The following is a 23,330-nucleotide window of genomic DNA, read 5'->3' on the forward strand; positions in this document are numbered from 1 at the left end:
ATAGTTAGGTAGCTAATTGATATTTTTAATAAAATTAACTTTTCTTTACAAATTTAATAAATAATTATTTACTAATCTAAATAATTTTTAATAATAAAAGCTTTTTTTTCTGAACCTTTTCTCTATTTCTACACCAACTAATTAAATTTTGCTATTACAATTATGGAAAATGCCGTCCAAGAAGGTAACTATATGATAAATGACCTGGCAAACAGAAAAGGAGAACTGTTTCCGGGTACCATAATAGATTGCCAGTATAAAAATAACAACTTTTATTTTTATTGCGATAATAATGTAATTCTGCACATTAAAGCAATAACCGATAAAGTAATCCGGTTTCGATATGCGGTAGATGGTGATTTCGAAAAAGATTTTTCGTATGCTGTAGCGGAAACGTACCAACCAGAAAAACCAACTCTGGAATTTAAAGAAAAGACAGATCATTATCGCATTACCACTAACCGGATTATAATTACTATTTGGAAAGAAAATTTATCCGTCAGAATTCTGGATAAATCCGGTACAGTTCTTATCGAAGACGAAAGAGGTTTTCATTGGGAATACAACCGGGAAACCGGTAACAACATTGTTAAAATATCGAAAAAAGTACAAAGCGGGGAGCACTATTACGGCTTAGGCGACAAATCCAGTAACATGAATTTGCGGGGACGCCGGGTAGAAAACTGGGGCAGCGATACCTACGGTTATGGCAAAAACACCGATCCCCTATATAAAAATATTCCTTTCTACATTGGCCTGCACCAGAAAATAGCTTACGGTATGTTTTTCGATAACAGTTTCCGAAGCTTTTTTGATTTTGCCGCAGAACGAAGCAATGTAACCAGTTATTGGGCACATGGTGGAGAACTAAACTATTACTTTATTTACGGCCCCAAACTGGTAGAAGTAACTGAGCAGTATACCTGCTTAACGGGCAAACCAGAATTACCGCCCTTGTGGGTATTAGGGTATCACCAATGTAAGTGGAGCTATTATCCTGAAGAAAAAGTAAAAGAAATTGCCGCTGGCTTCCGTGACCGGCAGATTCCTTGTGATGCCCTTTATCTGGATATTGATTATATGGAAGGTTTTCGGTGCTTTACCTGGAGCAAAGAATATTTTCCGAACCCCAAACGCATGTTGCAGGAATTAGCCCAGGAAGGGTTTAAAACTGTAGTTATTATTGATCCGGGAATTAAAATTGATAAAGATTATTGGGTGTACCAGGAAGGGATTGAAAACGATTATTTCTGCCATCGGGCAGACGGCCCTTTAATGAAGGGCTCGGTGTGGCCGGGCTTATGTAATTTCCCGGATTTTACCCGCCCCGATGTACGGGAATGGTGGGCAGACTTGTTCAAAGGCTTATTAGAAGTTGGGGTAAAAGGTGTTTGGAATGATATGAATGAACCTGCCGTATTTGAACAAGGCACTTTCCCCGACGATGTACGGTTTGACTATGATGGGCACCCGTGCAGTCATAAAAAAGCGCATAACATTTATGGTATGCAAATGGCCCGGGCTACTTACATGGGGGTTAAGAAATATGCTTACCCTAACCGCCCGTTTACCATTACCCGTTCGGGCTATTCCGGAGTACAACGTTTTGCTTCAACCTGGACCGGAGATAACATAGCCAGTTGGGAACATATGTGGCTGGCCAACATTCAGTGCCAACGCCTGAGCATTTCGGGATACTCGTTTGCCGGTTCAGACATTGGCGGATTTATTGAAACTCCCTCCGGCGAACTTTACATAAGATGGTTGGCTTTAGGCGTATTCCACCCCTTTTGCCGCACACATTCTTCCGGAGATCATGGGGATCAGGAACCTTGGTCGTTTGGCGAAGAAAACACGGCCTTAGCAAAGAAATTTATTCAATTGCGCTACCAGTTTATGCCATATATGTATACTACCTTCTGGCAGTATGTAACAAAAGGCACCCCAATGCTAAAGCCATTGGTTTACCTGGATCAGTATGATTCAGAAACGTACCTGCGCATGGCGGAATTTGGATTAGGCGACAATTTACTTGTATGCCCCATTACCCAGCCCGAAGCGGATGGTCGTTGGTTGTACTTGCCGCGGGGCAATTGGTATTATTACTGGACCGATGAATTGGTAGCAGGTGGTAAAGAAATTTGGGCTAACGCTGGTCTGGATCGTATTCCTTTATACGTGCAAGCCGGTGCCGTTATCCCGATGTTCCCGGTACTGCAATACGTAGGCGAAAAAGAAATTGAAGAACTAACTTTACATGTATACCATAAAAACGGTGCGCACGAAAGTACCCTTTTTGAAGATGCCGGCGAAGGCTACGGCTATGAAACGGGAAACTGTATGGTAAAAAAATTCGCTACAATTGGCACTAGTTCCAGTTTGAGCCTGCAGCAAACCACCACCGGAACGTTCCTGGCTACTTACCAAACCTATAAAATAATAGTACATGGTTTACCTTTCGAAATAACGTCGGTTGAACTGGATGATCAGAGTATAGAAATTAGCCAAATAATAAAAGAGGAAGATTCAAACATTCAGATTATTTATACCAATGCTGATTTTAGAACATTAACTTTAAAATAGAGGCACATTGTATACAGAAACAAAAAGCCACCTGAAATAATCAGGTGGCTTTTTGTTTGTATCATTAATATGAAGAGTTTTTAATTACGGTTTAAGGCATTTAAATCGGCAAATGCTTCTTTTAAACGATCAATAAAAGTTTGTTCGCCGGAACGCAGCCACACGCGGGGATCATAAAATTTCTTGTTCGGGCTATCCTCCCCTTCGGGGTTACCAATTTGCCCTTGAAGATAATCTTTTTTCTTTTCGTAGTAATTTTTTATTCCATCCCAAAATGCCCATTGCATATCCGTATCAATGTTCATTTTTACCGCTCCGTATTCAATAGCCTGGGTAATTTTTTCTTTTTCTGAACCAGAGCCACCGTGGAATACAAAATTTACCGGATTAGGACCTGTTCCAAATTTTTCCTGAATATGTTCCTGCGAATTTCTCAGAATTTCAGGACGTAACTCTACGTTACCCGGTTTGTAAACGCCATGTACGTTACCAAAGGCCGCTGCAATAGTAAAATGATTACTAATAGCCTTTAAAGTTTCGTAAGCATAAGCCACGTGCTCAGGCTGGGTATATAAATGGGAACTATCTATATCTGAGTTATCTACTCCATCTTCTTCACCACCAGTTACTCCTAATTCAATTTCAACTGTCATACCCATTTTATTCATTCTTTCGAAATAACGAGCACAGGTCTCAATATTTTCCTGAATATCTTCTTCAGATAAATCGAGCATGTGGGAGCTGTATAAAGGTTTGCCATGCTGAGCAAAGAATTTTTCACCGGCATCTAACAAGCCATCAATCCAAGGTAATAATTTTTTAGCGGCATGGTCGGTATGCAGAATAACCGGAACCCCGTAGGCTTCGGCCATTAAATGAACGTGCTGCGCGCCGGAAACTGCCCCGGCAATAGCCGACTTTTGAGCATCGTTACTTAAACCTTTACCAGCAAAAAATTGAGCCCCACCGTGTGAGAATTGTATAATCACAGGTGAATTTACTAATTTAGCTGTTTCTAAAACTGCGTTTACCGAATTGGTACCAATAACATTCACCGCAGGTAAAGCAAAATTATTTTTATTGGCGTAATCAAATAAGGCTTGTACATCGTCGCCAAACAAAACGCCGGGTTTAAATTTAGTCATTACATCACTCATTACTATATTTTAATTAATGTTGGGGTTTAATATTTAAAGAAGAAAAGGACAAACCTAATATTTTTAGTTTTTCAACTAGATGGGCACAATACTACCTTTTTTTATTGTAATTTAAAATTAATGGCCTCACTTTTAACTAAAATAGCTTCCTAAACCATTAACCTATCAGAATTTTAAGGTACTTGTTGCATTTTTTGTAAATACTGCTGGCGAGCAAGTTCTAACTCTATTAATATTTCTTCGCGCTGTTTTAATAAGGTGTTAACTACTTTAGAGTCGTTAAAAAGTAAAACTTGAAGCCGCAGATGAGTTTGTAAATTTTTTACTCGACGAAAATAATGCAACACAAAAAAACCACTTAAGGGCAAGCTCAGAAAAAATAACAAGGTTAATAGCCCCGCCTGCGTGAAATACCAAAACAAATATAATTCTACCCCATAAAATAGTGGAAAAGTAAAAATACCCGTGGTAAGCAGAATAGGGGCTATAAATTCAGCTTCTTCGGTTAAAGCATTGGCTACTTTAGCGGGTATAATATAAGGTAAGTAGTTAGTAAGTAATCCAAATAAATAAAGCGGCAAACCAATTAGTAAAAACAAAATGGATGTGAACAACCACTTTCCGAAATGCATCTTCCCTTCCGGAGAATAAAATACGGTTTCCTCTAAATGTAAGGCTTTTATCTGCTGTAAGTACGTCTTTAATTTATGCTGGATATTTTTTACCCTTTCGGAGTCGTGCCTTTTAAAATATTCCAAGCTAGCTACAATGGCGCGGGTAAGTTGAAATTCCTGTTCGGAATCGGTCTTTTCGCTATTCGTTAATAAGTGATTTTTAAAAACAGTTTCTACCTGATATACCAGTTCATCGTCGGTATTAGAATGCGTATGTATAATGTTTGCTTCAAGCTCGGTTCTAATTTGATTGGTTAATTGGTAAACTGCCTTGCTAGCATCTTGCTGGTAAACAGAAGCTAAATTATTGACCACTATGGGCGGAGCAACATTTATTAATAAGTTACTCCTGAATCGGGTGGGTTCTAAATAATTTAATCCAATAGGCAATATCTTAACTTCCTGGGTAAAGTCTAAGCGGGCAGCGGCTCCCAAGGCAATACGAGCCGCTCCAGTTTTTAATGGCCGCAGTCGTCGTTCGTTAAAGCTATTTCCTTCCGGAAAGATGAGCAAAGAGCCTTTAGCATTTAAAAATTCATAACATTTCTCAAAAGTACTTTCATTCGCTCCCGCTACTACTAACCCGTCTTCCCGGCGATAAACCGGAATAAGATTCATTCTTTGCAATAACCATTTCCGAAAAGGCGAACTAAAAACAGTGCTTTTAGCAATAAAGTAAATTTCCTGCTTAAACAAGGACGCAATTACAATAGGATCCATAAATGTATTTGGATGATTGGCTACTAGTAAAAGTGGGCCTTTATCAGGCAAAGGTTGAGATAGTTTTACTTCAATTTTTTGATAGAATATCTTTAATGCTATCTTAAATATGATTTTGAGGATAAAGTAAATCATCGTATTGATTGCCCCACATTAAAGTTCAAGAATTGTAAGCTATTAAATATACGCAAGTATGCTTACTCTATAAAAACTCTTAAAGTTTACGAACTAGTAACTAAACCTCCTCCCCATTGCATAACCACTATTTTAATTAGTAAAACATACTTTTAAACAAATAGTACTTCCAAATTTTAATACATTATTATTTAAAATAGCGTATTTACATAATTACCTCCTCTAATTAGAGTACTTAATAGGTATTTCCACCTTCATCAACTATCTATTTAGCTAAATAATCAACCCAAAATCAATTAATGATCATATTCAGACTGACAATAGCGAAATTTAATACGTTTTTATTCAAACACCCTATTTTAACAAGTCATTTACATACTTTTAGTAATTTATTTAAAAATTTGCCATTAAAAATTAGGCATTATTTTAAAAATATTATTATGTTTGAATCGTTGAACAATTATTAATCACATTTAATTTCTAACCCATGAAAGAAAAATTATCTATCGTTCCCTTCTCTATGCTGGTAATTGTCAGCGTACTGGGTGTTGCCTTATCGGGAGTACCCGGAACCATGCCTACTGAAGGCTTAAACTCCGGTGACATAGCCTGGATGCTGGCAGCAACAGGTTTGGTTTTACTAATGACTCCCGGTCTGGCATTGTTTTACGGAGGCATGGTAAATGCTAAAAACGTTATTTCAACGATGTTGCAAAGTTTTATTTGCATGGGTATAATCAGTATTCTTTGGATTGTGGTAGGTTTTAGCCTGGCTTTTGGTGACTCTATCGGCGGTTTTATTGGTGACCCCCGCACTTACTTTATGTTTAACGGAGTACTCGAAAGCAAGCCTTGGCCACTAGCTGCCACCATTCCGTTGGTATTATTTGCTTTCTTCCAATTAAAGTTTGCGGTAATTACGCCAGCTTTAATAACTGGCTCTTTTTCTGAAAGAATTCGTTTTACCTCTTATATCTTATTAGCTTGTTTGTTTAGTATGTTTATTTATGCGCCTATTGCGCATTGGACCTGGCACCCAGAGGGTTTCTTGTTTAAAATGGGCGTTTTAGACTTTGCGGGCGGTACGGTAGTACACATTTCGGCGGGTTGTGCTGCTTTGGCTTCTGCTATTTACTTAGGCAAACGCAAACAAGAAATTGCGCATACTACTCCAGCTAATATTCCATTTGTTTTAGTGGGTACCGGTTTACTTTGGTTCGGCTGGTTTGGTTTTAACGCCGGTTCGGCAGTAAGTGCCAGTGGATTAGCCGCTTCTGCTTTTGCAACTACTAATACTGCCGCTGCTGCTGCTGGTATAGCCTGGATTTTATTTGATGCATTCCGGGGTAAAAAACCTTCTGCTATGGGCTTCTGTATTGGGGTTGTAGTTGGTTTAGTAGCCATTACTCCTGCTGCAGGTTTTGTAGGTATTTCTGTAAGTATTTTTATTGGTACAGTAGCTGCTATTATCAGTAACCTGGCGGTATCCTGGAGAGGTAAATCCAGCTTAGACGATACTCTGGATGTATTTCCTTGCCACGGAGTAGGCGGTATTGTAGGTATGTTAATGACCGGTATTTTTGCTCATCAAGGCATTAACCCTGGTAACACTACCGGAAACGGTTTATTTTACGGCGAAACAAAATTATTCTTAATTCACTTAACTGCCCTAGGCATTGTAGTAGCCTTCTCTTTCCTGGGTACTTTCGTACTATTGAAAATTACAGATCTCATCACGCCATTACGAGTATCTGAAGAAGAAGAAAACATCGGCTTGGATGTATCGCAACACGAAGAAAAGTTATTGGTAGCTTAATTGAGCTTACCGGAGAAACTCTAAATAAAAACTAAAAAAGCAGAAAGCGGTTCCTAATCAGGAACCGCTTTCTGCTTTTTAGCCAATAGTAAGAAAGAGAAATAAGTATTAAGACATTAGATGTTAAATTCCTATATAATAAATTAATTAAATATCCACCTTGTATAATAACAATCTCGGCATCCAGTTTAGTAAACTAATGTCATTTAGTTATTAAACATACTTGGAAGCAAAAACTACTTAAAAAATAATAGTCCGGTTTCCGCTAATAAATACTTTATCTGCAAAAACTAATTTTAGCGCCTGCGCCAGCACAATTTTTTCAACATCCCGACCCGATTGGGCCATGTCGCGGGCGCTATGGGCGTGATTTACCTGAATAACGTTTTGCGCAATAATAGGCCCTTCGTCTAATTCATTACTTACAAAATGCGCAGTTGCCCCAATAATCTTTACTCCTCGCTCGTAGGCTTGCTTATAAGGGTTAGCTCCAATAAAAGCGGGTAAGAAGGAATGATGAATATTGATAATGCGGCCGGGAAACTGCGCGACAAAGCCTGAGCTAAGTACCCGCATGTATTTGGCTAATACAATATACTCGGGTTGGTAACTTTTAACTACTTGCGCTATTTCCTCGTCGTGTTCTTCGCGGGTTTTATCTTGGTGGGTTACATAATGGAACTGGATTCCGAAACGTGTTACCAAGGGCTCTAATACATCATAGTTTCCAATTACCGCCAGAATATTGGCCTGCAAATCGTTAAACTCGTAGCGCAACAATAAATCGCCGAGGCAATGATGCTCTTTAGTAACCAGAATAACAATGTTTTTCTTTTGCTGAGGCAGCAGTTGAATATTTACGCCGGCGGGTAATACCGTGTACAGTTCGGCGGTAACTTGTTCTACCTGTAATTCGCCTTCTACTTCGGCACGCATGTAAAAATGATTTAAAGTATTATCTACAAACTCATCGTTGCTGATAATATTTAAATTATAATTAAAAACCACGCGGGTAATGTCATAGATCAACCCTTTCCGGTCGGGGCAATCAATGCGTAAGGTGTAAATCATTTTGGGTTGTAAATTCCTTTTTTTGGATGATAGTAGCAATATAGAATAGCATACGCACAAAAAAAGCCTTCTGCTACAAACAGAAGGCTTTAATATTTTTAAATTATACCGTTTCAGAATCGTAAATCTGCACGCGCTCCCAATATTGTTGGCAGGTTTCTACAAATTTAAGGTGGGTAGGATCTACCTGGTAGGCATCGTGATCAGCCAGATTTTCAAAAACCAGCAACAACGAATACGAATACGAACGATCAATAACCGGTCGATCCGTAGAAGCGGGTTTTCCTACGTCGCCTAATTTTACATGCTTTATGGGCAACAAAGATTTTACACCCGCCTCAAAGGCTGACTGCTGTTCTTGGTTTAATTCTGGTTTTAAAAAGAAAAATACGTGATGTACAAACATAAAGGCAGATTTAAGATGAATATGGCCGGCAATTTATAGGTTTCTGAAAATATTGCCTACTTAATTTTTAAAATCTAAATAGTTGTTGTTTGTTCGCTCTGCTGTTTTTAATTACACTGCGTTAAACTGGAAGCAGAAAAATCGGTAATATTTTAGCCTAATGGCTATTAAGAAAGTACCTTTAAACTGCTACTTACAAACCCTACAGTGAAGGCTACACTGCTTCTTATTATAACCCAGACAACATTTAATAAAAAACGAACAACTAACTCGTTTGCAAGGCTTGTTGGGTTCGGGCTACTTTCTGAGCATTGGTAAAAGTAAGTTCGTACTCAGGTACACGTAATTCCCCGCCCATAAAAGCATTCGGGTTCCGGTAAGTCATAGGACTGGGCAACTTTTCGCGGGCCGTTAAATGGTATTCCTTTGCTTGGGTTTCGCGGTGTAAACGAGCAATATTTCGGTCGGTGATGCCTCCTCCGGGCATTATTACTATTTTGTCTTTGGCTCTTTGGATTAACTGCGCTATTAATTCGGATCCTTCTAAAGCAGATTTTTCCTGACCAGATGTAAGTATGCGTTCTACTCCTAGATCTATTAATTGGTCTAAGGCTCGCATGGGATCGGCTACCATGTCAAATGCCCGATGGAAAGTTATTTTAAGAGGCCGGGCTTGTTCAATTAATGCAGCGGTACGTTCTACATCTATGTTACCATCGGGTAATAGTACACCCAGAACAACTCCATCAGCTCCCAAACTTTTTATCATTTCCAGGTCGTACTGCATTATGGCAAATTCTTCGTCGGTATAGCAGAAATCGCCGCCCCGCGGCCGGAGAAGAACATGAATCGGAATAGTAATTTTCTGACGCGCCAGACGTAAACAGCCAGCGGTTGGGGTGGTTCCCCCTTCAAACAAGTTCGCACATAATTCTACCCGGGCCGCTCCTCCTTGCTCGGCTTGCACACAAGAATAAACCGAATCGGTACAAATTTCCAGTATAAGTTGATCTATCATGAATTAAAAAATATAAAATTTAGTAAATAGTTTGATTTACTTACTAATTAGGGTTCCCTTTAAGTAATGAGTAATTCTATAGGCGAATAGCCGGTGTAAAAAAAGTAAAATATACCGACAAATCATTTTATTACTGATTTTTACTGAACGAACCTCAACAACATTTTTAGTTTAAAATAAAGAAATTAGGTTATGGACTTAGGGTTACCGATACCTTACCTGCTGGAAAAAATTTTGCGAGCCGCCACTCTGATTATAGGCAGCTTAGTAGTGGGCTTACTAATAAAATTTTTAACTTTTAAAGTACTTGCTGTATCCCACCGCCGTTCCGAATCTGCTATTATTTCTTCGGTTACCCGATTTGTAAAGCAGCCCGTTGGTTATTTTCTGCCAGTGTTGGTGTTTTCGTTTGTAATGCCGCTTATGCCTTTTACGGGTGGCAGTTACGAGGTAATGCGGCGTATTATTGAAACCAGTTTAATTATAACCTTTGCCTGGGTACTCATCCGGGCGGTTTACGTTTTTGAAGATGTAGTCCGGCGGAGCTATCAGATTTCGAAGGTCGATAATATTCGGGAACGAAAAATAATTACGCAACTCCAATTTATTAAACGCCTAGTAGTGCTGGGAATCGGCTTTGTGGCCCTTTCGTTGGTACTCATGAGTTTCGCAGCGGTCCGGAAAATAGGAACAGGTTTACTTACCTCGGCAGGTATTGTGGGTATTATAGTAGGTTTTGCGGCGCAGCGTTCATTGGCAAACCTCTTGGCTGGTTTTCAGATTGCCTTTACCCAACCCATCCGGATTGATGATGTAGTACTGTTAGAAGGTGAATATGGCAACGTAGAAGAAATTACGCTTACTTATGTAGTAGTACGGATCTGGGACCAACGCCGCCTGGTGTTACCTATTAATTACTTTATTGAAAAGCCTTTTCAGAACTGGACTCGCACGAATGCCGAACTTTTAGGAACAGTATTTATCTATACCGATTATACTATTCCCGTAGATTTGGTGCGGGCAGAATTAGAAAGACTAGCTCAGGCTTCGCCGCTGTGGGATAAGCGCGTTTGTAAATTGCACGTAACCGAGTCTAAAGAAAAGACCTTAGAACTGCGGGCACTCGTAAGTGCCCGCGATTCTAGTTCAGCCTTTGAACTACGTTGCGAAATCCGGGAAAAACTGGTTTCTTTTATTCAAAAAAATTATCCCGACAGTTTACCTAAAACCCGCACCAATTCGCCGCTGGAAACAAATACTTTAACAAGTAGCGCCGCCAGTGAAGCTTAAGTAAATTCTTTATCTAAAGCCAACACGTAAGCCCGGTTATAATGTTTGGTTAAGTTATTCCAGTCAAACTCTACGGATGAGTTTTCAACTCTGTTGCGCAGCGATATTCTTTCCCGCTGGCTTAGGCGCACGTAATCAAATAAATAATTACTAAGTTGGGTTACCGCATCATCAAAACTTCTATTCCGACGCTTGATAACATAAGTACCGCGGGCAGTTTCTTCATCTACCTGGCGGTGAGCCAGGTAATCACCGAAGCCAGCCAAATCGCTGGTAACGGCCGGTACTCCGCGGGCAATACACTCTAGTGGCGTATAACCCCAAGGCTCATAATAACTCGGGAATATTCCTAAGTGGCAGCCCCGCACAAACTGTCCGTAATCTAAACCAAATAAAGGATTGGTAGCCGAAATAAAATCCGGATGGTAAACAATTTTCACCCGGTCGTGGGCATTATTAATTAAATGGGAGGAACGCAAAAAGCTTAAAATTTCGTCGGTTTGGTCGTGTACCAGGTTGTGCGTTACTACGCTCGGCAAAATGTGCGTTTTCCAGGATTGTAAGTTACGCCGATAACGCAGTTGCCAATAATCATCCACAAACTCGGCCATGTCAGGTAATTTCACGTCGTTATTGGAAGCCGCGTATTTAAATAGTCTATCCCCGATTTGCTTCTGAATGGTTTCGCAAGTTTCCCGAATTTCCTCCATCATAGCCCGTGATTGCAGCACGTGCGCGTTTATGGAATGGTAAGGTTGCTTGGTCACAAAAAACATTACCACTGTTTTTTTAATGCCTGCTTGTTGCATGCGGTAATTGAGCCGGGCTAAAGCTTCGAGGGTTACATCAAATCCTTTATTACGGTATTCGTATCTCCCCGAAGTAAAGAAATAAAGTGTTTGATCCAGATCGAACGGATAACTCTGGAAAAAATGCCCCATTACAAACTGGTGGATTTTTGCTTTAAATTGGGCGTGCAGGTTCTGAAACTCGTGGATAGCAGTAAACCGTTCAATATTTAAGCCATTGGGCAGCAATACATCCGGTATCCGGTCGAGCAAAAATATACACTCCCTGGCCGTAACCTGACTAACCGTGCTAAAAATATGCGAGCCGTGCGCTGCCGCTCGCTCAATACGTACGGCCGTTTCAATATTAAAATGCTGCGCTTCTTTTAACCAATTTACCGACGTAAGATTATCGTAAAACGATGGATCATTCATGGCCAGGTAGCGGCCCAGTAAAGTAGCGTGAGTAGTAAATACAATTTTAATTTTTGCTTGTTCCCGCCGCAATGCTGGTATAGCCGAGCCTACCATCCACTCGTGAAAGTGCGCGATAACGGGTCTTTCGGTAATTTCCGGAGTTATTAAAATACTCAGGAATATTTTTACTAAATGACCAAACGCTTCGGTCTGATTCAATAGGTCATCATTATCGGGCGTAGGAATATCATGATCGGCCCACAACCGGTACTTTATATCTCCCAACCGGTCATATACACTGTATGGATTTAGTAATACAATTAGGGGATTACCCGCCACGAGCCAATGCCCGTAATGTACCTCATACCCCATATTGCGCATCTTCAATACTGCTTGGCCAAAAGGTCGGCTGTAATCATCAGTCGGTTCAAACTCAGCCGCCGCCATTTTCGGGAAATACGGCCCGATCAGAAAATAACAATCGCCCCATTTTTCGATCATCGATTGTACTTTCGTCTGAATAACGGTATAAATACCGCCCACCTGGTTACAAACTTCCCAGGCAATTTCGGCTAATAACGCTTGTTTCAGCGCATCTTCGTTAAGTTTAGCAGGATAATTTAGGTCTAGCACAGGCAGGTGATTTAAGGTTAGTAAATATGCTGTTTAAATATAGATATTACTGCGATTAAATACGGTATTTCTACGGAAGATGAAACCACTTTGTAGTAATATTGACAAAAAAATCCCGGATTAAAGCTAAGCTACAGATTTACAGGAAGTAAATTTTAAAAATTATTTACTAATTAGGCTTTATTATTTAAAAAGGCCGAATAATTCCAGATTTATCTGGTTAACAATAAAGCCTAAATCTTCGGGGTTCTTCACAAAATCCAGGTGGTTCACATCAATAATAAGTAATTTACCTAAATCGTAGTGGTTAATCCAGTTTTCGTATTGCTCATTCAGGCTACGCAAATATTGTATACTGATATTGTTTTCGAAATCCCGGTTCCGTTTTTCAATTTGCTCAATCAACTTGGGCAAATCGGCTTTTAAATAAATTAGAAGATCGGGCGGCGTAACCATACTAATAAGCGAACGGAATAACTCAAAATAATTATCGTAATCGCGTTGGCTCATCATGCCAGACTCGTGGAGATTACGGGCAAAAATATAGGCATCTTCGTAAACGGTGCGGTCTTGCACCACGCTTTTTTCACTGTGTTTAATTTGCTGAACCTGCCGGAAGCGACTGTTCAGGAAGAAAACCTGCAAATGAAAAGCCCAGCGGGGCATATCGTCGTAAAAATCTTTTAAGTAAGGATTGCTATCCACTACTTCTTCAAAAAGAGCCCATTTATAATGATGCGCTAATTTCTGCGCCAGCGTGGTTTTACCAGCCCCAATATTTCCGACTATAGCAATATGCATGCGTTTAGTTGAAAGTTATAAGTTGAAAGTTATAAGTTGCCAGTAGATAGTAAATTTATTTTTGTTCACTATTTCAACTATACTATATAAAAAGTGAACCTACTTCTTTTTATTACTAAGATAATGCTGTTTACAACCTACTAAGCTGATATAATAAACTAAAAGGTTTATTATATCATGTAAATACAGTTTAGTTACTGGCTTCCATTTACTTTTTCTAATTTATAAAGTTGATTAATTTTTAAATTTCTTAATTAAATAAATCATTGTTCTGGAATATCTTTCAAAATTCCGTAATACTATATGTACAATAAATTAAAAATCTATGTCTTATCTTCCAATAACTTCTTTGCGCACCTTCAAAAATGAAAACCCTCATTTCCAGTTAAAATTTTAAATATTGGAGAAGCCGTTGAATGGCAAGAACTTTTATTGTTCCTTTCGTGATAAAGATATTAACAATGAATTTTGGACAGATTTAGCCTATTATGAATTAAATAATGAGCATAATTTATCAGTATTTGAGAGTAACATAGTATATAACATCAAAAGGAAGTTAGCAGGCGAACCAGATAAATGGAATGAGGAAACTGATCTATGCAATTCAAGTAATTTATAGTGCCTAAAGGTTGAACTGTAATTAGATAGCTATTTAATTTTGCTATAAATTAGCAGAACAAAATAGCTATCTTAAATTTTCAGAAATATTAATTGCTCGGACCAAAACCCCGGTTACTGGGATTAAAGTCACTTGGGCGACGTTCCCGATTACTCCGATCGCCCGGATTATTGGAATTATTGTTATTTGAGTTGCCGCTGCCATTGTACTGCCGAATGGTATAAGTAAACGAAAGCATAAAATACCGTTGCAGCGTTCGGGTTTCCACATCTTCAATATAAGTGGGCTGGATGTTGCGTTGGATGCTGTTGTTTTGTTTGAGTAAATCATACACCGACAGGCGTAAATCGCCGTTGCGTTTCGGGAAAAACTTTTTACCCACGCTCACATTCCATAAGCTGTAGTTTTGGTTGTAATTGGCACTTAAACCCGAGTAAATGCGCTGCGAAAAATCAGATTGTAAAACAAAACCTTTCCAGAAAATCCAGTTTAAACGAGCGCGGTTATTAAGGGTATAATAATTATTATTGCGGCCCACCGTTGCTGAGTTTTGCGTAAAATTCATGGTGCCGTTACTGGCCAAAGTAAAATCCAGGTTCTCGCTGATGTTGCTGCTTAAAGTTAAGCCCACCCCATACGTTTGCGTGTAAGAATAATTGAGCACCCCGTTTAAATAGCCCGGATTTTTGTTGTAGCCGGCGTTGGCATCTACGTTTATGTTAGTTTTAAGAGCTTTAACAGGGATGCCGTAGTTTACGAACCCGGTAAAGCTATACTGCCCGTTTACGTTGGTAGGCCGGGTAATTTGTTGATTCCGGATAAGCGGTACGCCAAAAATAACTTCGGTAGAATCGGCAATAATGGTTTCATTTACAATCGGGTTTTGATTGACTGAGGCATTAACGCCGATAAAAAAAGTACTGGCTTTTTCGAGGTTAGTAGCCGAGTACCGCACGTTCACAAAGTGCCGGTAAAACTGGTTCAGGTTAGGATTACCTACCGTAAACCGCAGCGAGTCGTTGCTTAGCGTAACCACATCCTGCAATTGCTCTACTGTAGGTGGGTTAGTGGTGCCCCGGTAAAACAGTCGAAAATTTTTCTGTTTGTTGATGTTATACTGCAAACGGGCATTAGGCACTACATTATTAAAACTCCGGGAAAAAGAGTTGGTAGTAGGAAACTCGCGCTTGTTGTTTAGTTCGGAATATTGATACGAGGTATTCACGTTAAAATTGATCTTGTTGTCTTGAGACCGGAAACGGTAACCTACGCCTAACCGGTGCTGCGGATTAAAATTTACAAAAGTATTGGAAAAGCGCGGATCAAACTCGTTATAGCCTTCTTCTTCGTCGATAAAATTATAAGCCCTCCTATCCGATTCGTTGCGCTGAAAGGTACCGGAGTAATTTAACTGCACCTGACTGAATTTACTTAAGGGCTCGGAGTATGAAAGCGAGGGCGTCAGACTCCAACCTTTTACTTCTTGGTCGTTGCGTTGGTTAATGGAAATAAATTCATCCGGGTTAAATTGCGCTGTTTCGGATTGGTTATAAGAATCTACGTCACGGTTATTAATAGCCGTACCTAAACCAATAGAAAGCGTGCGGCCCCGTTTAGCAAACCGGTGCTGAAAAGTAAATTCATTCGTAAAATTTAAGCCCAGCGAGTTTGACTTACTCTGTCCTAAAGTTTCGGTAACCTGCGCGGTATCCATGCTCCGAATGCGGTTAATACCAGATAAAGCATCGCGGCCCTGTAAACTCAATCGAGGACGCATAAAAATATTGTTAGCCGAATCCAGCTTAAACTCCAACCGGAAGTTTAACCGGTGATTATGATTTTGATTGGAAGAGTTATTTATCTCACTTTCCGAGTTATAAGGTAAGCGTTGGTTAACTACGTATTGTAAAAAAGATTTCTCGAAGGCATCGTTATCGGTGTAATTACCAAAGTAACTACCGCTGATCTCCAGCTTTTTGCCGAACTGACCCGAGTAGTTTAAGCCCGCCGAATGGGTTTTAGTAATCCCATTTAGCTGCGGTAAGGCAAAGTCGTTGCCACCACCAAAACCACCACCGCCCTGGCCGCCACCGCCACCTCTTCCACCCCGGCCACCTCCTCCACCGCCGCTGGAAACTCCAATTAAATCTTCGCCGGAAAAGTTTTGTTGGTTAATAGAATTGGATTGTCCCAGAATAGTTAAGCGCTGACCCGGTTTAAAAAAATTTAAACTACCGCCCACCTGGTAACGGGCATCGGTACCGGCACCGGCGTAAACCCGACCAAACTGCCCGGTTCGTCTATCGGCCCGAGTTACAATGTTTAAAGTTTTCACCCGGGTACCATCATCGAAACCCGAAACCTTAGCTTGCTCGCTTTGTTCTTCCAGAATCTGAATTTTATCAATTACTTCGGCGGGCAAATTATTTAAGGTAGCATTAACGTCATCACCGAAAAATTCTTTACCATCTACCAGCACGCGTTGCACGTTTTCGCCCTGAGCTTTCACCTGGCCATCCTGCACATTAATGCCGGGCATTTTCTGAATTAAATCCGAAGCACTGGCATCGGGATTGGTTTTAAAAGCGCGGGCATTTAGTTCGGTGGTATCTCCTTTTTGCACTGCCGTGGGGGTTTTGCCGATTACCTGCACTTCTCTTAACTGTCGGGTATCAGAAGTTAATGCAATAACGCCAACGTTTAACGGCGCGTTAGTTAAGGTAACCGGTCGTTGTGCGGTTTGGTAACTTAAAAATGAAATACGTAATTGGTACCTACCCGGAATTTGTTGAAAAGCAAATCGACCGGTAGCATCCGTTATAACCGCCGATTGCGAGGAATCGGGCAAGCGGATAAGCAACACAGTAGCGCCGGGCAATGCCGAATTATCTTTACTATCGGTTACGGTACCTTCCAGCAAAAAGGATTGACTTAAAACCGGCAGGGTAAATAAGAACAGCCAAAAAGTAAAAAGTATTTTCATAGCATCAGAAACAGAGCGTGAGTTCCTTGGATGCCTTTTAGCTGGTAAAGTTTAACTAGGTAGTCAAAAAAAGTAAAAATTTTAAAGTCCGAAGAGTATTTGACTTTTTAGAATTGCTTTTTAGCTACTATGGCACGGATTTACTTCCGTGCCATAGTAGCTAAAAAGCTTTCGTTTGCATAGCGGCGGCCGATGCTTTGTTCATAAATGAAGTTGTTTCATTGCTAGCTTCTTTGTTCTTTTTGTCTTGACACAAAGTAAGAGGGCCCCTACCCCCAGAACCAAAAAAGTCAAGGCGCTAAAAACTCGCTGAACGTTCGAACAGTTTAGCGTCAATGAGTGCACCTGGAACGGCTATTTGTTTCATAGCATACCGGAAGTTGTTTTCTGCACAGAGCTTTTAAAATTGGAAATCACTACTTACTAAAATGCTTAAAAAAAGCAGGCTACCCTGCTACTTGCCCACTAGAAAAAAAAATTTTACAACCAGAACTTCTTAAGTTTAATGTAGTTTTCTACTACTTCCGGTACCATGTAGGTAATAGATTTGCCCTGGTGTACGCAATCGCGAATAAAAGTAGCAGAAATATCCAGCAAGGGTGCCGGTACGGACTTTATTTTTGGATGATTTTTTAACGGCGAAGGAGGAGTGCCGGAACGCGGGTAAACGTAAATTTGAAAAAACTCCAGTATTTGTTCGTGGTTTTTCCACTTCGGGAACGAAGGCAGATTATCTTCGCCCATAATCAGCACAAATTCATAAGAAGGGTATTTTGCTTGCAGATAAGTAAGCGAATCAACCGTATAACTCGGCTTTGGCATTTTAAACTCGATATCGGATACTCCCAAGCGGGTATTCGTATCAATAGCCAGATTCACCATGTGCAACCGGTCAAACTCGTGCAGCAGCGAAGCACTTTTTTTAAATGGATTTTGTGGCGAAACTACTAACCAAACTGCACTTAAATCGGTATTATTGGCCATGTAATTTGCTAAAATTAAATGACCAATGTGGATGGGATTAAAAGAGCCGAACAACAGGCCTACTTTCATATCACAACATCTTCCACCCCAATAAACTGGTTTACTAAAGCTTCGGCTTTCCGGAAAGCTTCTTCCAGGTCATCATTTACAATAACCTTATCAAATTTATTTTCAAAACTCAGTTCGAACTTTGCTTTAAATACCCGGCTGGAAATACTGGAAGCCGAATCGGTTGCCCGGGCAACCAAACGCTGCGCCAATGCTTCAATAGAAGGAGGTTTAACAAAAACAGCCAGAGCGCGATCTTGGTAAAATTCTTTAATGTGCAAACCACCTTTTACATCTACATCCAGAATGGCATGTTTACCAGTACTCCAGATGCGTTCAATCTCAGATTTTAATGTACCGTAAAAAGCACCTTCGTATACTTCTTCCCACTCTACAAATTCGTTATTTTCAATTTTTTGCCGGAATTCTTCGGGAGTAATAAAGTAATAATCCTTGCCTTGCACTTCATTACGGCCACGTTTATCGCGCGTGCAAGCCGATATAGAAAAACCTAAGTGCGGATTTACTTTTAACAGATGTTTTACAATAGTGGTTTTACCAGCGCCGGAGGGAGCCGAAAAAATAATGATCTTACCTTGCATCCGAGGTTAAACAGTTTCATTTATGATGGTCTTGATAGAACCCATCAGATTTTGAGGCACAATTTTGCGCTTTATATTATCTTTTAAAAATAATTTTAACTGTTGATGCTTATCATGGGCCTTAAAACAATCCTGGCAGGTCTCCAGGTGATTAAAAAAATAATGACGGTCTTCAGCGGTAGCTTCGCCGTCAATAATTACATCTAATAATTCTACTACGCGTTCGCAGTCGGTTTTAGGGCCCTCTTCGGTAAGAGCATGTTGTAAAGTAAAGGTTGTATTCATGGGCGTTGAGTTGGGTGCTTGGTTGTTCATACGTTCAAGGTTATCCGGTTACAATAGGCTGTTTTCAGTGTAACAAAAAATCCAAATAAAAATTTACAATTTCATATAAATATTTACTTTTTTTTTATTCTTCCTCTTCCTCCCCGTGGTAACCCATTGAACGAGCGTATTTTTCAAGCTTTTCTTTCAGAAAGTTCCGGGCCCGGTGCAAACGAGAACGGACGGTACCAATTGGAATATCCAAAATTTTGGCCATTTCCTCGTAAGTAAACCCTTCCAGATCGCAAAGTATAATTACTGTCCGGAAATCTACGGGCAACGAATTTAAGGCGCTGGCTACTTCATCACCGATTAATTCCTGTACGCTCTGCGAACGCATATCCGAAGTAGTAGCAATTTCGCCATCGCCATCTAAACCTTCCGAATTATAATAGCCTTCTACTTCGCTATAATCAACTTTTGCCGGCTGTTTACTTTTTTTCCGGAAATCGTTAATAAACGAATTCTTGAGTATTCGGAACAGCCAGGCTTTGGCATTAGTTCCGGGCTCAAAGTAATCGAAAAACCGGTATGCCTTCAGATAGGTCTCTTGAACCAGGTCATTGGCATCGTCTTCGTCTAAGGTAAGTCTAAAAGCAAAATTATACAGCGGATCGATTATTGGCAGTAATTCCGCTTCGAACCGGGTATCCTTTTCTGCCTTAGTTAGCTGATTGCCTCTTTGCTCGCTCATTTAACTTAAATTGGATGTTAATAAACATTTTAAACCGCTAGGTTATACGTAAAATTACGATAATTAGCAGCATAGCGTTTTACTGGTATGTAACCAACTCGATTACAGTTACCTTAGAATTTTAAAATTAAAATTAGAAAAGCCTGCTGCCAACTATTGCTAACAGCAACACCTCTTAATGTCCGCATGTACGTAAAACCAACCAGAATGGCTACTTTTTTATTTAAGTTAATGCGGATAGTAGCCAACATCTTCGCGGCTTACCCGTACCGGCTGGTTTTTACTTTCTTTATTGGTAAAAAACAAACAATAGAAAAAAACAAAAGTATTCAGGCCAAGTTGTCTCTGAAAAAAGGATTCAACCAGCATAGCCGTGGCGATAATAATTAAAAAGGCGATACTCTCTTGGTTCTGTTGCCAATTAAATTTTATAACCGGATACAGAAAAGTATACAATAGTAAAATCAAGCCACCTACTCCCATGCTCACCAAAAAGTTCAGATATTGGTTGTGCAGCCCAATCTGATTTTCCTTTTTCAAACCAAAATCTTTTACGGCATACTGGCGGTCCAGTTCTACTTTTACATCGGCCGGCGCCACACCTAACAACCAGTTACGCCTCACTAAGGTTAAAGCAGTTTCCCAGGCTGCCAAACGTTGCGAAATAGAGTAATAATTAATATCCTGGTTGTGCAGATAACGTTCTACATCGCTCTGAGTATTAGCTACCCGCAACCGAACCGATTCTAAGGTAAAATAAGCCCCAACAGGAATTAAAATAATAGTAGCTAGTAAGGCACTGCCCAGCACATATTGTTTGTGATTACGAATAAAAATAAATACCTGTACCAGCATAGCTACATACATAGCCAGTAAGCCGGTACGAAACGCCATAATATGCAGCGAAACAAAAATGAGTACCAAGCAAACTGCAAGTATTTTTTTCTCAGTTTTACGCCAGAGTAGTACAGGCGATTGGTAGAGATGTAAGGTAAAAAATACGGCTAAGGCCATTAATACGCCAAAGTAAATGTGCGAAATACCATTAATACTTGTAGGGTTTTGGCTATGCGAAATCATGGCGTTAATTTGTTCCCGGTGCAGAAAATAATGAATCACTGTACCCACCGAAAGCAACATCACTAGAAATACAAAAAGAAATAATACTGCATAACGCTGCTTATTGCGCAAGCCAGGCAACATGCCCCAGGCGCAGGATATTACAAGAAAAGGCAGGTACTGAGTGATGTAATAACGCCACTGAGCCCAATTATCGGTATATAAAGTACTCAGCAAAAAAAGTCCGTAAAAGCCCAGCAGGAATAAAGCCGGTGTATTTTGTTTTAACCGTTTTAAACTTTGTTGCACCGGCATTTGCCACAATGCCCATACCAGCATAGCAATAGGAGCGATACTCAGTAAAGCCCGCGATAACAACAAACCAACTACAAATAAGCAGCTTAGCAAAAACAGGCCATTCTGTGCCCTAGCTTCTGAAAAGCGATTATTCTTTAAGTTGGCTAGTATATTTGGCATAAGAAAAATTTATTCAAAGGAGTATTTACTATAAAGCATTTATGCCCGTAAATTTTTTAATTCTGATTCTGTTAATAAAGTAAAGAAGCCATCCTAAGATAAACAACTTTCTACCTAGGCCATTGTTCTAATGTGGCAACCACCTGCGCTACGTTAATCTGCTGAATACACACGCAACTGCCAGGCGATTTCCGGCAATCGCTGCAATCTTTGGGTACTACCAGGTATTGTGCCCTTGGGCCTAACGGTGCCCAGCGTCCCGGATGCATGGGCTTAATAGGCGGATACAAACCTAGCGCATGGATACCCACACTGGCGGCCAGGTGCAAAGGTCCGGTACTGGCTCCTACTAAACCAGTACAAGCTTTCATAAAACTGATAAACTCCGATAACGAGAATTTACCGGTTACATCAGTAATGTAGTTTTGATTTTCGCGGAGCCAATCCTGCAACAACTCTCCTTCTGCTGCTGAGCCCGAAATAAAAACCTGCCAGCCTAATCCGTGAAGTTGCTGGGCCAAAGAAGCAAAATGCGGCAAACCCCACTCGCGGGCACTTCCTTTAGATTTGGGGTGCAAAATAATACGAGGTTTATCCCATTTTAAAAATTTCTGCCATTTTTCCGGCAGCGGATTAATTCTGGAAAAATCCAAATAACCAGTCACCTCGTCTAAAGAGGGTATTTCTTTTAAGCCCAAAGGCCGGAGTAAAGTAAAATTTAATTGGCTTTCGTGGTAAGGCGAATGGCGGCGACTGAGGTTAACTAAAACATTAACCGTAAACCAATGAAACCAACGGTTACGCGTACCAATGCGTTGTTTTATGCCCGCCTTTCGAGCTAGTTGCGCAATTTGTTTATTCGGGAAAACATGGATAATGCTGCTAATCTGCTGTTTTTTAAAAAATGCAACTTGTTCGGCTACCGATAAATTCTTTACGTCATCCCAATTTAAAAATTCGTCGATGTGTCGGCAGCAAGCTACTACGGGCGCCGTGTAGGTACGCCCCAGGAACAGCACCCGCGCACCGGGCACATGTTGCTTTATCCAGCCTGCCATAGGTAAAGTTAATACCACATCCCCAATCGCATCAATCCGGCTGATCAAAATAGTTTTGGCAGGAGCTTGCAAATGTTTCATCGGTTGGTCCAGTATAGTTTCGCGTATTTCACAAAAACTGCGTACCCCGATAGTACCGCTACACAGAATCCGGCAAAGCCATCGCGCCAGCCAAATTTTAAAAAATACATCTGAAAAAACTTAAACGGCGGCTTTACCAACATAGGCCATAAACCGGGACGTTTGTTTTTCAGCTTTAATTCCTGGCAAGCAATGGTGGTAAAATGATTAATTTGCTTCAGGTGATCTTCCAGGGTATGAAAAGAATAATGCAGCAAATCGCCTTTTAGTAAACCGGTTGGTTGGTTAGAGTGTATCTGGTATACTTCATGCAACAATAAACCTTCCCACTGACCTTGTTCCCGGTTATACAAACGTAACTTCTTATCGGGGTACCAGCCCCCGTGCCGGATCCAGGAGCCGCAGTAATTGGTTAACCGAACCAAGTAATAGCCGGCGAATTGCCAGTTTTGCTTAATGGCTAAAACTGAGTTTTCGAGTTCCGGAGTAACTACTTCATCGGCATCCAGAGAAAGAATATGCGGATACACAGCCTGGCTATTTGCAAAGTTTTTTTGCTCGACGTAACCGGTAAAAGCCCGCGAAACAAACCGCGTACCGTGCTGGGCGCAAATTTCGGCGGTATTATCCGTAGAGTACGAATCAACCACTACAATATCATCGGCTACATTTTTTACGCTCTCCAGGCAGCTCCCAATGTTGCGCTCTTCGTTAAACGTAATAATTACCACCGACAACTTTACAGGCATTTATCTAATATTTTATGGCTTGATTAAATCTTGCGCGAATATCGGATTTTCCGGAATAGAATTTTAAATTTTTATCTTTCTACCGAACAATCAACCGGATAGAAGCTGTTTGAAAAAGAAAAGAGCCGGACGAAAATCCGGCT

18 protein-coding genes are annotated in these 23,330 nt (G+C 40.4%); 3 read left to right on the forward strand and 15 right to left on the reverse strand.

Going from position 1 to position 23,330, the window contains the following annotated elements:
• Nucleotides 1–162 precede the first annotated feature (162 nt).
• Complete coding sequence (locus tag HUW48_RS20690; protein ID WP_246343558.1) at nucleotides 163–2,583, forward strand: glycoside hydrolase family 31 protein; 2,421 nt, start codon at nucleotides 163–165, stop codon at nucleotides 2,581–2,583.
• 80 nt (nucleotides 2,584–2,663) lie between these two features.
• On the opposite strand, the gene fbaA is transcribed toward HUW48_RS20690, so the two are convergent.
• Both fbaA and HUW48_RS20700 read right to left on the reverse strand, forming a co-directional pair.
• On the reverse strand, nucleotides 2,664–3,740 hold the full coding sequence (fbaA, locus tag HUW48_RS20695) for a class II fructose-bisphosphate aldolase (protein ID WP_182412746.1): 1,077 nt from the start codon (nucleotides 3,738–3,740) through the stop codon (nucleotides 2,664–2,666).
• Between the two features lie 173 nt (nucleotides 3,741–3,913).
• Nucleotides 3,914–5,269 carry a 1-acyl-sn-glycerol-3-phosphate acyltransferase gene (locus tag HUW48_RS20700; RefSeq protein ID WP_246343560.1) on the reverse strand — a complete coding sequence of 452 codons (1,356 nt, stop codon included), beginning with the start codon at nucleotides 5,267–5,269 and terminating at the stop codon, nucleotides 3,914–3,916.
• Nucleotides 5,270–5,756: 487 nt separating this feature from the next.
• Between HUW48_RS20700 and HUW48_RS20705 the strand changes: the two genes are divergently transcribed.
• A complete protein-coding gene (locus tag HUW48_RS20705) occupies nucleotides 5,757–7,085 on the forward strand; it encodes an ammonium transporter (RefSeq protein ID WP_182412748.1) in 1,329 nt (442 codons plus the stop codon).
• A gap of 240 nt (nucleotides 7,086–7,325) precedes the next feature.
• Here the strand turns inward: HUW48_RS20705 and purU are convergent, their stop codons facing one another.
• The 3 genes from purU to HUW48_RS20720 form a co-directional block, all read right to left on the reverse strand.
• Nucleotides 7,326–8,156: a formyltetrahydrofolate deformylase gene (purU, locus tag HUW48_RS20710; protein ID WP_182412749.1), complete on the reverse strand. Its 831-nt coding sequence runs from the start codon at nucleotides 8,154–8,156 to the stop codon at nucleotides 7,326–7,328.
• Nucleotides 8,157–8,259: 103 nt separating this feature from the next.
• Nucleotides 8,260–8,562, reverse strand: a complete 303-nt coding sequence (locus HUW48_RS20715) for a Dabb family protein (RefSeq protein ID WP_182412750.1) — start codon at nucleotides 8,560–8,562, stop codon at nucleotides 8,260–8,262.
• 265 nt (nucleotides 8,563–8,827) lie between these two features.
• Nucleotides 8,828–9,580 (reverse strand): copper homeostasis protein CutC, encoded by a 753-nt coding sequence (locus HUW48_RS20720; protein ID WP_182412751.1) that lies wholly within the window; start codon nucleotides 9,578–9,580, stop codon nucleotides 8,828–8,830.
• A 192-nt stretch (nucleotides 9,581–9,772) separates the two neighbouring features.
• Here HUW48_RS20720 and HUW48_RS20725 point away from each other — a divergent pair, with 192 nt between their 5' ends.
• Nucleotides 9,773–10,870, forward strand: coding sequence for a mechanosensitive ion channel family protein (locus HUW48_RS20725; RefSeq protein ID WP_182412752.1), 1,098 nt, complete (start codon nucleotides 9,773–9,775; stop codon nucleotides 10,868–10,870).
• On the opposite strand, the gene HUW48_RS20730 is transcribed toward HUW48_RS20725, so the two are convergent.
• The 10 genes from HUW48_RS20730 to HUW48_RS20775 all read right to left on the reverse strand — a co-directional run bounded on the left by HUW48_RS20730 (nucleotide 10,867) and on the right by HUW48_RS20775 (nucleotide 23,187).
• Nucleotides 10,867–12,708: a glycosyltransferase gene (locus HUW48_RS20730; RefSeq protein ID WP_246343561.1), complete on the reverse strand. Its 1,842-nt coding sequence runs from the start codon at nucleotides 12,706–12,708 to the stop codon at nucleotides 10,867–10,869. The genes HUW48_RS20725 and HUW48_RS20730 overlap by 4 nt on opposite strands.
• A gap of 183 nt (nucleotides 12,709–12,891) precedes the next feature.
• The gene (locus HUW48_RS20735; protein WP_182412753.1) at nucleotides 12,892–13,509 is read right to left on the reverse strand and encodes a deoxynucleoside kinase; all 618 of its coding nucleotides are present in this window, start codon (nucleotides 13,507–13,509) and stop codon (nucleotides 12,892–12,894) included.
• Between the two features lie 707 nt (nucleotides 13,510–14,216).
• The gene (locus HUW48_RS20740; protein ID WP_182412754.1) at nucleotides 14,217–17,111 is read right to left on the reverse strand and encodes a TonB-dependent receptor; all 2,895 of its coding nucleotides are present in this window, start codon (nucleotides 17,109–17,111) and stop codon (nucleotides 14,217–14,219) included.
• A gap of 480 nt (nucleotides 17,112–17,591) precedes the next feature.
• On the reverse strand, nucleotides 17,592–18,164 hold the full coding sequence (nadD, locus tag HUW48_RS20745) for a nicotinate (nicotinamide) nucleotide adenylyltransferase (RefSeq protein ID WP_182412755.1): 573 nt from the start codon (nucleotides 18,162–18,164) through the stop codon (nucleotides 17,592–17,594).
• Nucleotides 18,161–18,745 carry a guanylate kinase gene (gmk, locus tag HUW48_RS20750; RefSeq protein ID WP_182412756.1) on the reverse strand — a complete coding sequence of 195 codons (585 nt, stop codon included), beginning with the start codon at nucleotides 18,743–18,745 and terminating at the stop codon, nucleotides 18,161–18,163. Before gmk ends, nadD begins: the two co-directional genes overlap by 4 nt.
• A 6-nt stretch (nucleotides 18,746–18,751) precedes the next feature.
• Nucleotides 18,752–19,060: a zf-HC2 domain-containing protein gene (locus tag HUW48_RS20755; protein ID WP_182412757.1), complete on the reverse strand. Its 309-nt coding sequence runs from the start codon at nucleotides 19,058–19,060 to the stop codon at nucleotides 18,752–18,754.
• Between the two features lie 94 nt (nucleotides 19,061–19,154).
• Entirely contained in the window at nucleotides 19,155–19,763 is a 609-nt protein-coding gene (locus tag HUW48_RS20760) for a sigma-70 family RNA polymerase sigma factor (protein ID WP_182412758.1), read from the reverse strand.
• Nucleotides 19,764–19,991: 228 nt separating this feature from the next.
• Complete coding sequence (locus tag HUW48_RS20765) at nucleotides 19,992–21,299, reverse strand: O-antigen ligase family protein (protein WP_182412759.1); 1,308 nt, start codon at nucleotides 21,297–21,299, stop codon at nucleotides 19,992–19,994.
• A gap of 110 nt (nucleotides 21,300–21,409) precedes the next feature.
• Nucleotides 21,410–22,438 (reverse strand): glycosyltransferase family 9 protein, encoded by a 1,029-nt coding sequence (locus HUW48_RS20770; protein ID WP_182412760.1) that lies wholly within the window; start codon nucleotides 22,436–22,438, stop codon nucleotides 21,410–21,412.
• Entirely contained in the window at nucleotides 22,435–23,187 is a 753-nt protein-coding gene (locus HUW48_RS20775) for a glycosyltransferase family 2 protein (RefSeq protein ID WP_182412761.1), read from the reverse strand. Before HUW48_RS20775 ends, HUW48_RS20770 begins: the two co-directional genes overlap by 4 nt.
• Nucleotides 23,188–23,330: the final 143 nt, after the last annotated feature.

The organism is Adhaeribacter radiodurans (genome assembly GCF_014075995.1).
Taxonomy (GTDB): domain Bacteria; phylum Bacteroidota; class Bacteroidia; order Cytophagales; family Hymenobacteraceae; genus Adhaeribacter; species Adhaeribacter radiodurans.

Coding starts and splice junctions, on each gene's coding strand:
- HUW48_RS20705 (WP_182412748.1), top strand. CDS start 5,757: ATGAAAGAAAAATTATCTATCGTTCCCTTCTCTATGCTGGTAATTGTC.
- HUW48_RS20740 (WP_182412754.1), bottom strand. CDS start 17,111: ATGAAAATACTTTTTACTTTTTGGCTGTTCTTATTTACCCTGCCGGTT.
- HUW48_RS20700 (WP_246343560.1), bottom strand. CDS start 5,269: ATGATTTACTTTATCCTCAAAATCATATTTAAGATAGCATTAAAGATA.
- HUW48_RS20720 (WP_182412751.1), bottom strand. CDS start 9,580: ATGATAGATCAACTTATACTGGAAATTTGTACCGATTCGGTTTATTCT.
- HUW48_RS20690 (WP_246343558.1), top strand. CDS start 163: ATGGAAAATGCCGTCCAAGAAGGTAACTATATGATAAATGACCTGGCA.
- purU (WP_182412749.1), bottom strand. CDS start 8,156: ATGATTTACACCTTACGCATTGATTGCCCCGACCGGAAAGGGTTGATC.
- HUW48_RS20765 (WP_182412759.1), bottom strand. CDS start 21,299: ATGCCAAATATACTAGCCAACTTAAAGAATAATCGCTTTTCAGAAGCT.
- gmk (WP_182412756.1), bottom strand. CDS start 18,745: ATGCAAGGTAAGATCATTATTTTTTCGGCTCCCTCCGGCGCTGGTAAA.
- HUW48_RS20735 (WP_182412753.1), bottom strand. CDS start 13,509: ATGCATATTGCTATAGTCGGAAATATTGGGGCTGGTAAAACCACGCTG.
- fbaA (WP_182412746.1), bottom strand. CDS start 3,740: ATGAGTGATGTAATGACTAAATTTAAACCCGGCGTTTTGTTTGGCGAC.
- HUW48_RS20775 (WP_182412761.1), bottom strand. CDS start 23,187: ATGCCTGTAAAGTTGTCGGTGGTAATTATTACGTTTAACGAAGAGCGC.
- HUW48_RS20725 (WP_182412752.1), top strand. CDS start 9,773: ATGGACTTAGGGTTACCGATACCTTACCTGCTGGAAAAAATTTTGCGA.
- HUW48_RS20760 (WP_182412758.1), bottom strand. CDS start 19,763: ATGAGCGAGCAAAGAGGCAATCAGCTAACTAAGGCAGAAAAGGATACC.
- HUW48_RS20755 (WP_182412757.1), bottom strand. CDS start 19,060: ATGAACAACCAAGCACCCAACTCAACGCCCATGAATACAACCTTTACT.
- nadD (WP_182412755.1), bottom strand. CDS start 18,164: ATGAAAGTAGGCCTGTTGTTCGGCTCTTTTAATCCCATCCACATTGGT.
- HUW48_RS20770 (WP_182412760.1), bottom strand. CDS start 22,438: ATGAAACATTTGCAAGCTCCTGCCAAAACTATTTTGATCAGCCGGATT.
- HUW48_RS20715 (WP_182412750.1), bottom strand. CDS start 8,562: ATGTTTGTACATCACGTATTTTTCTTTTTAAAACCAGAATTAAACCAA.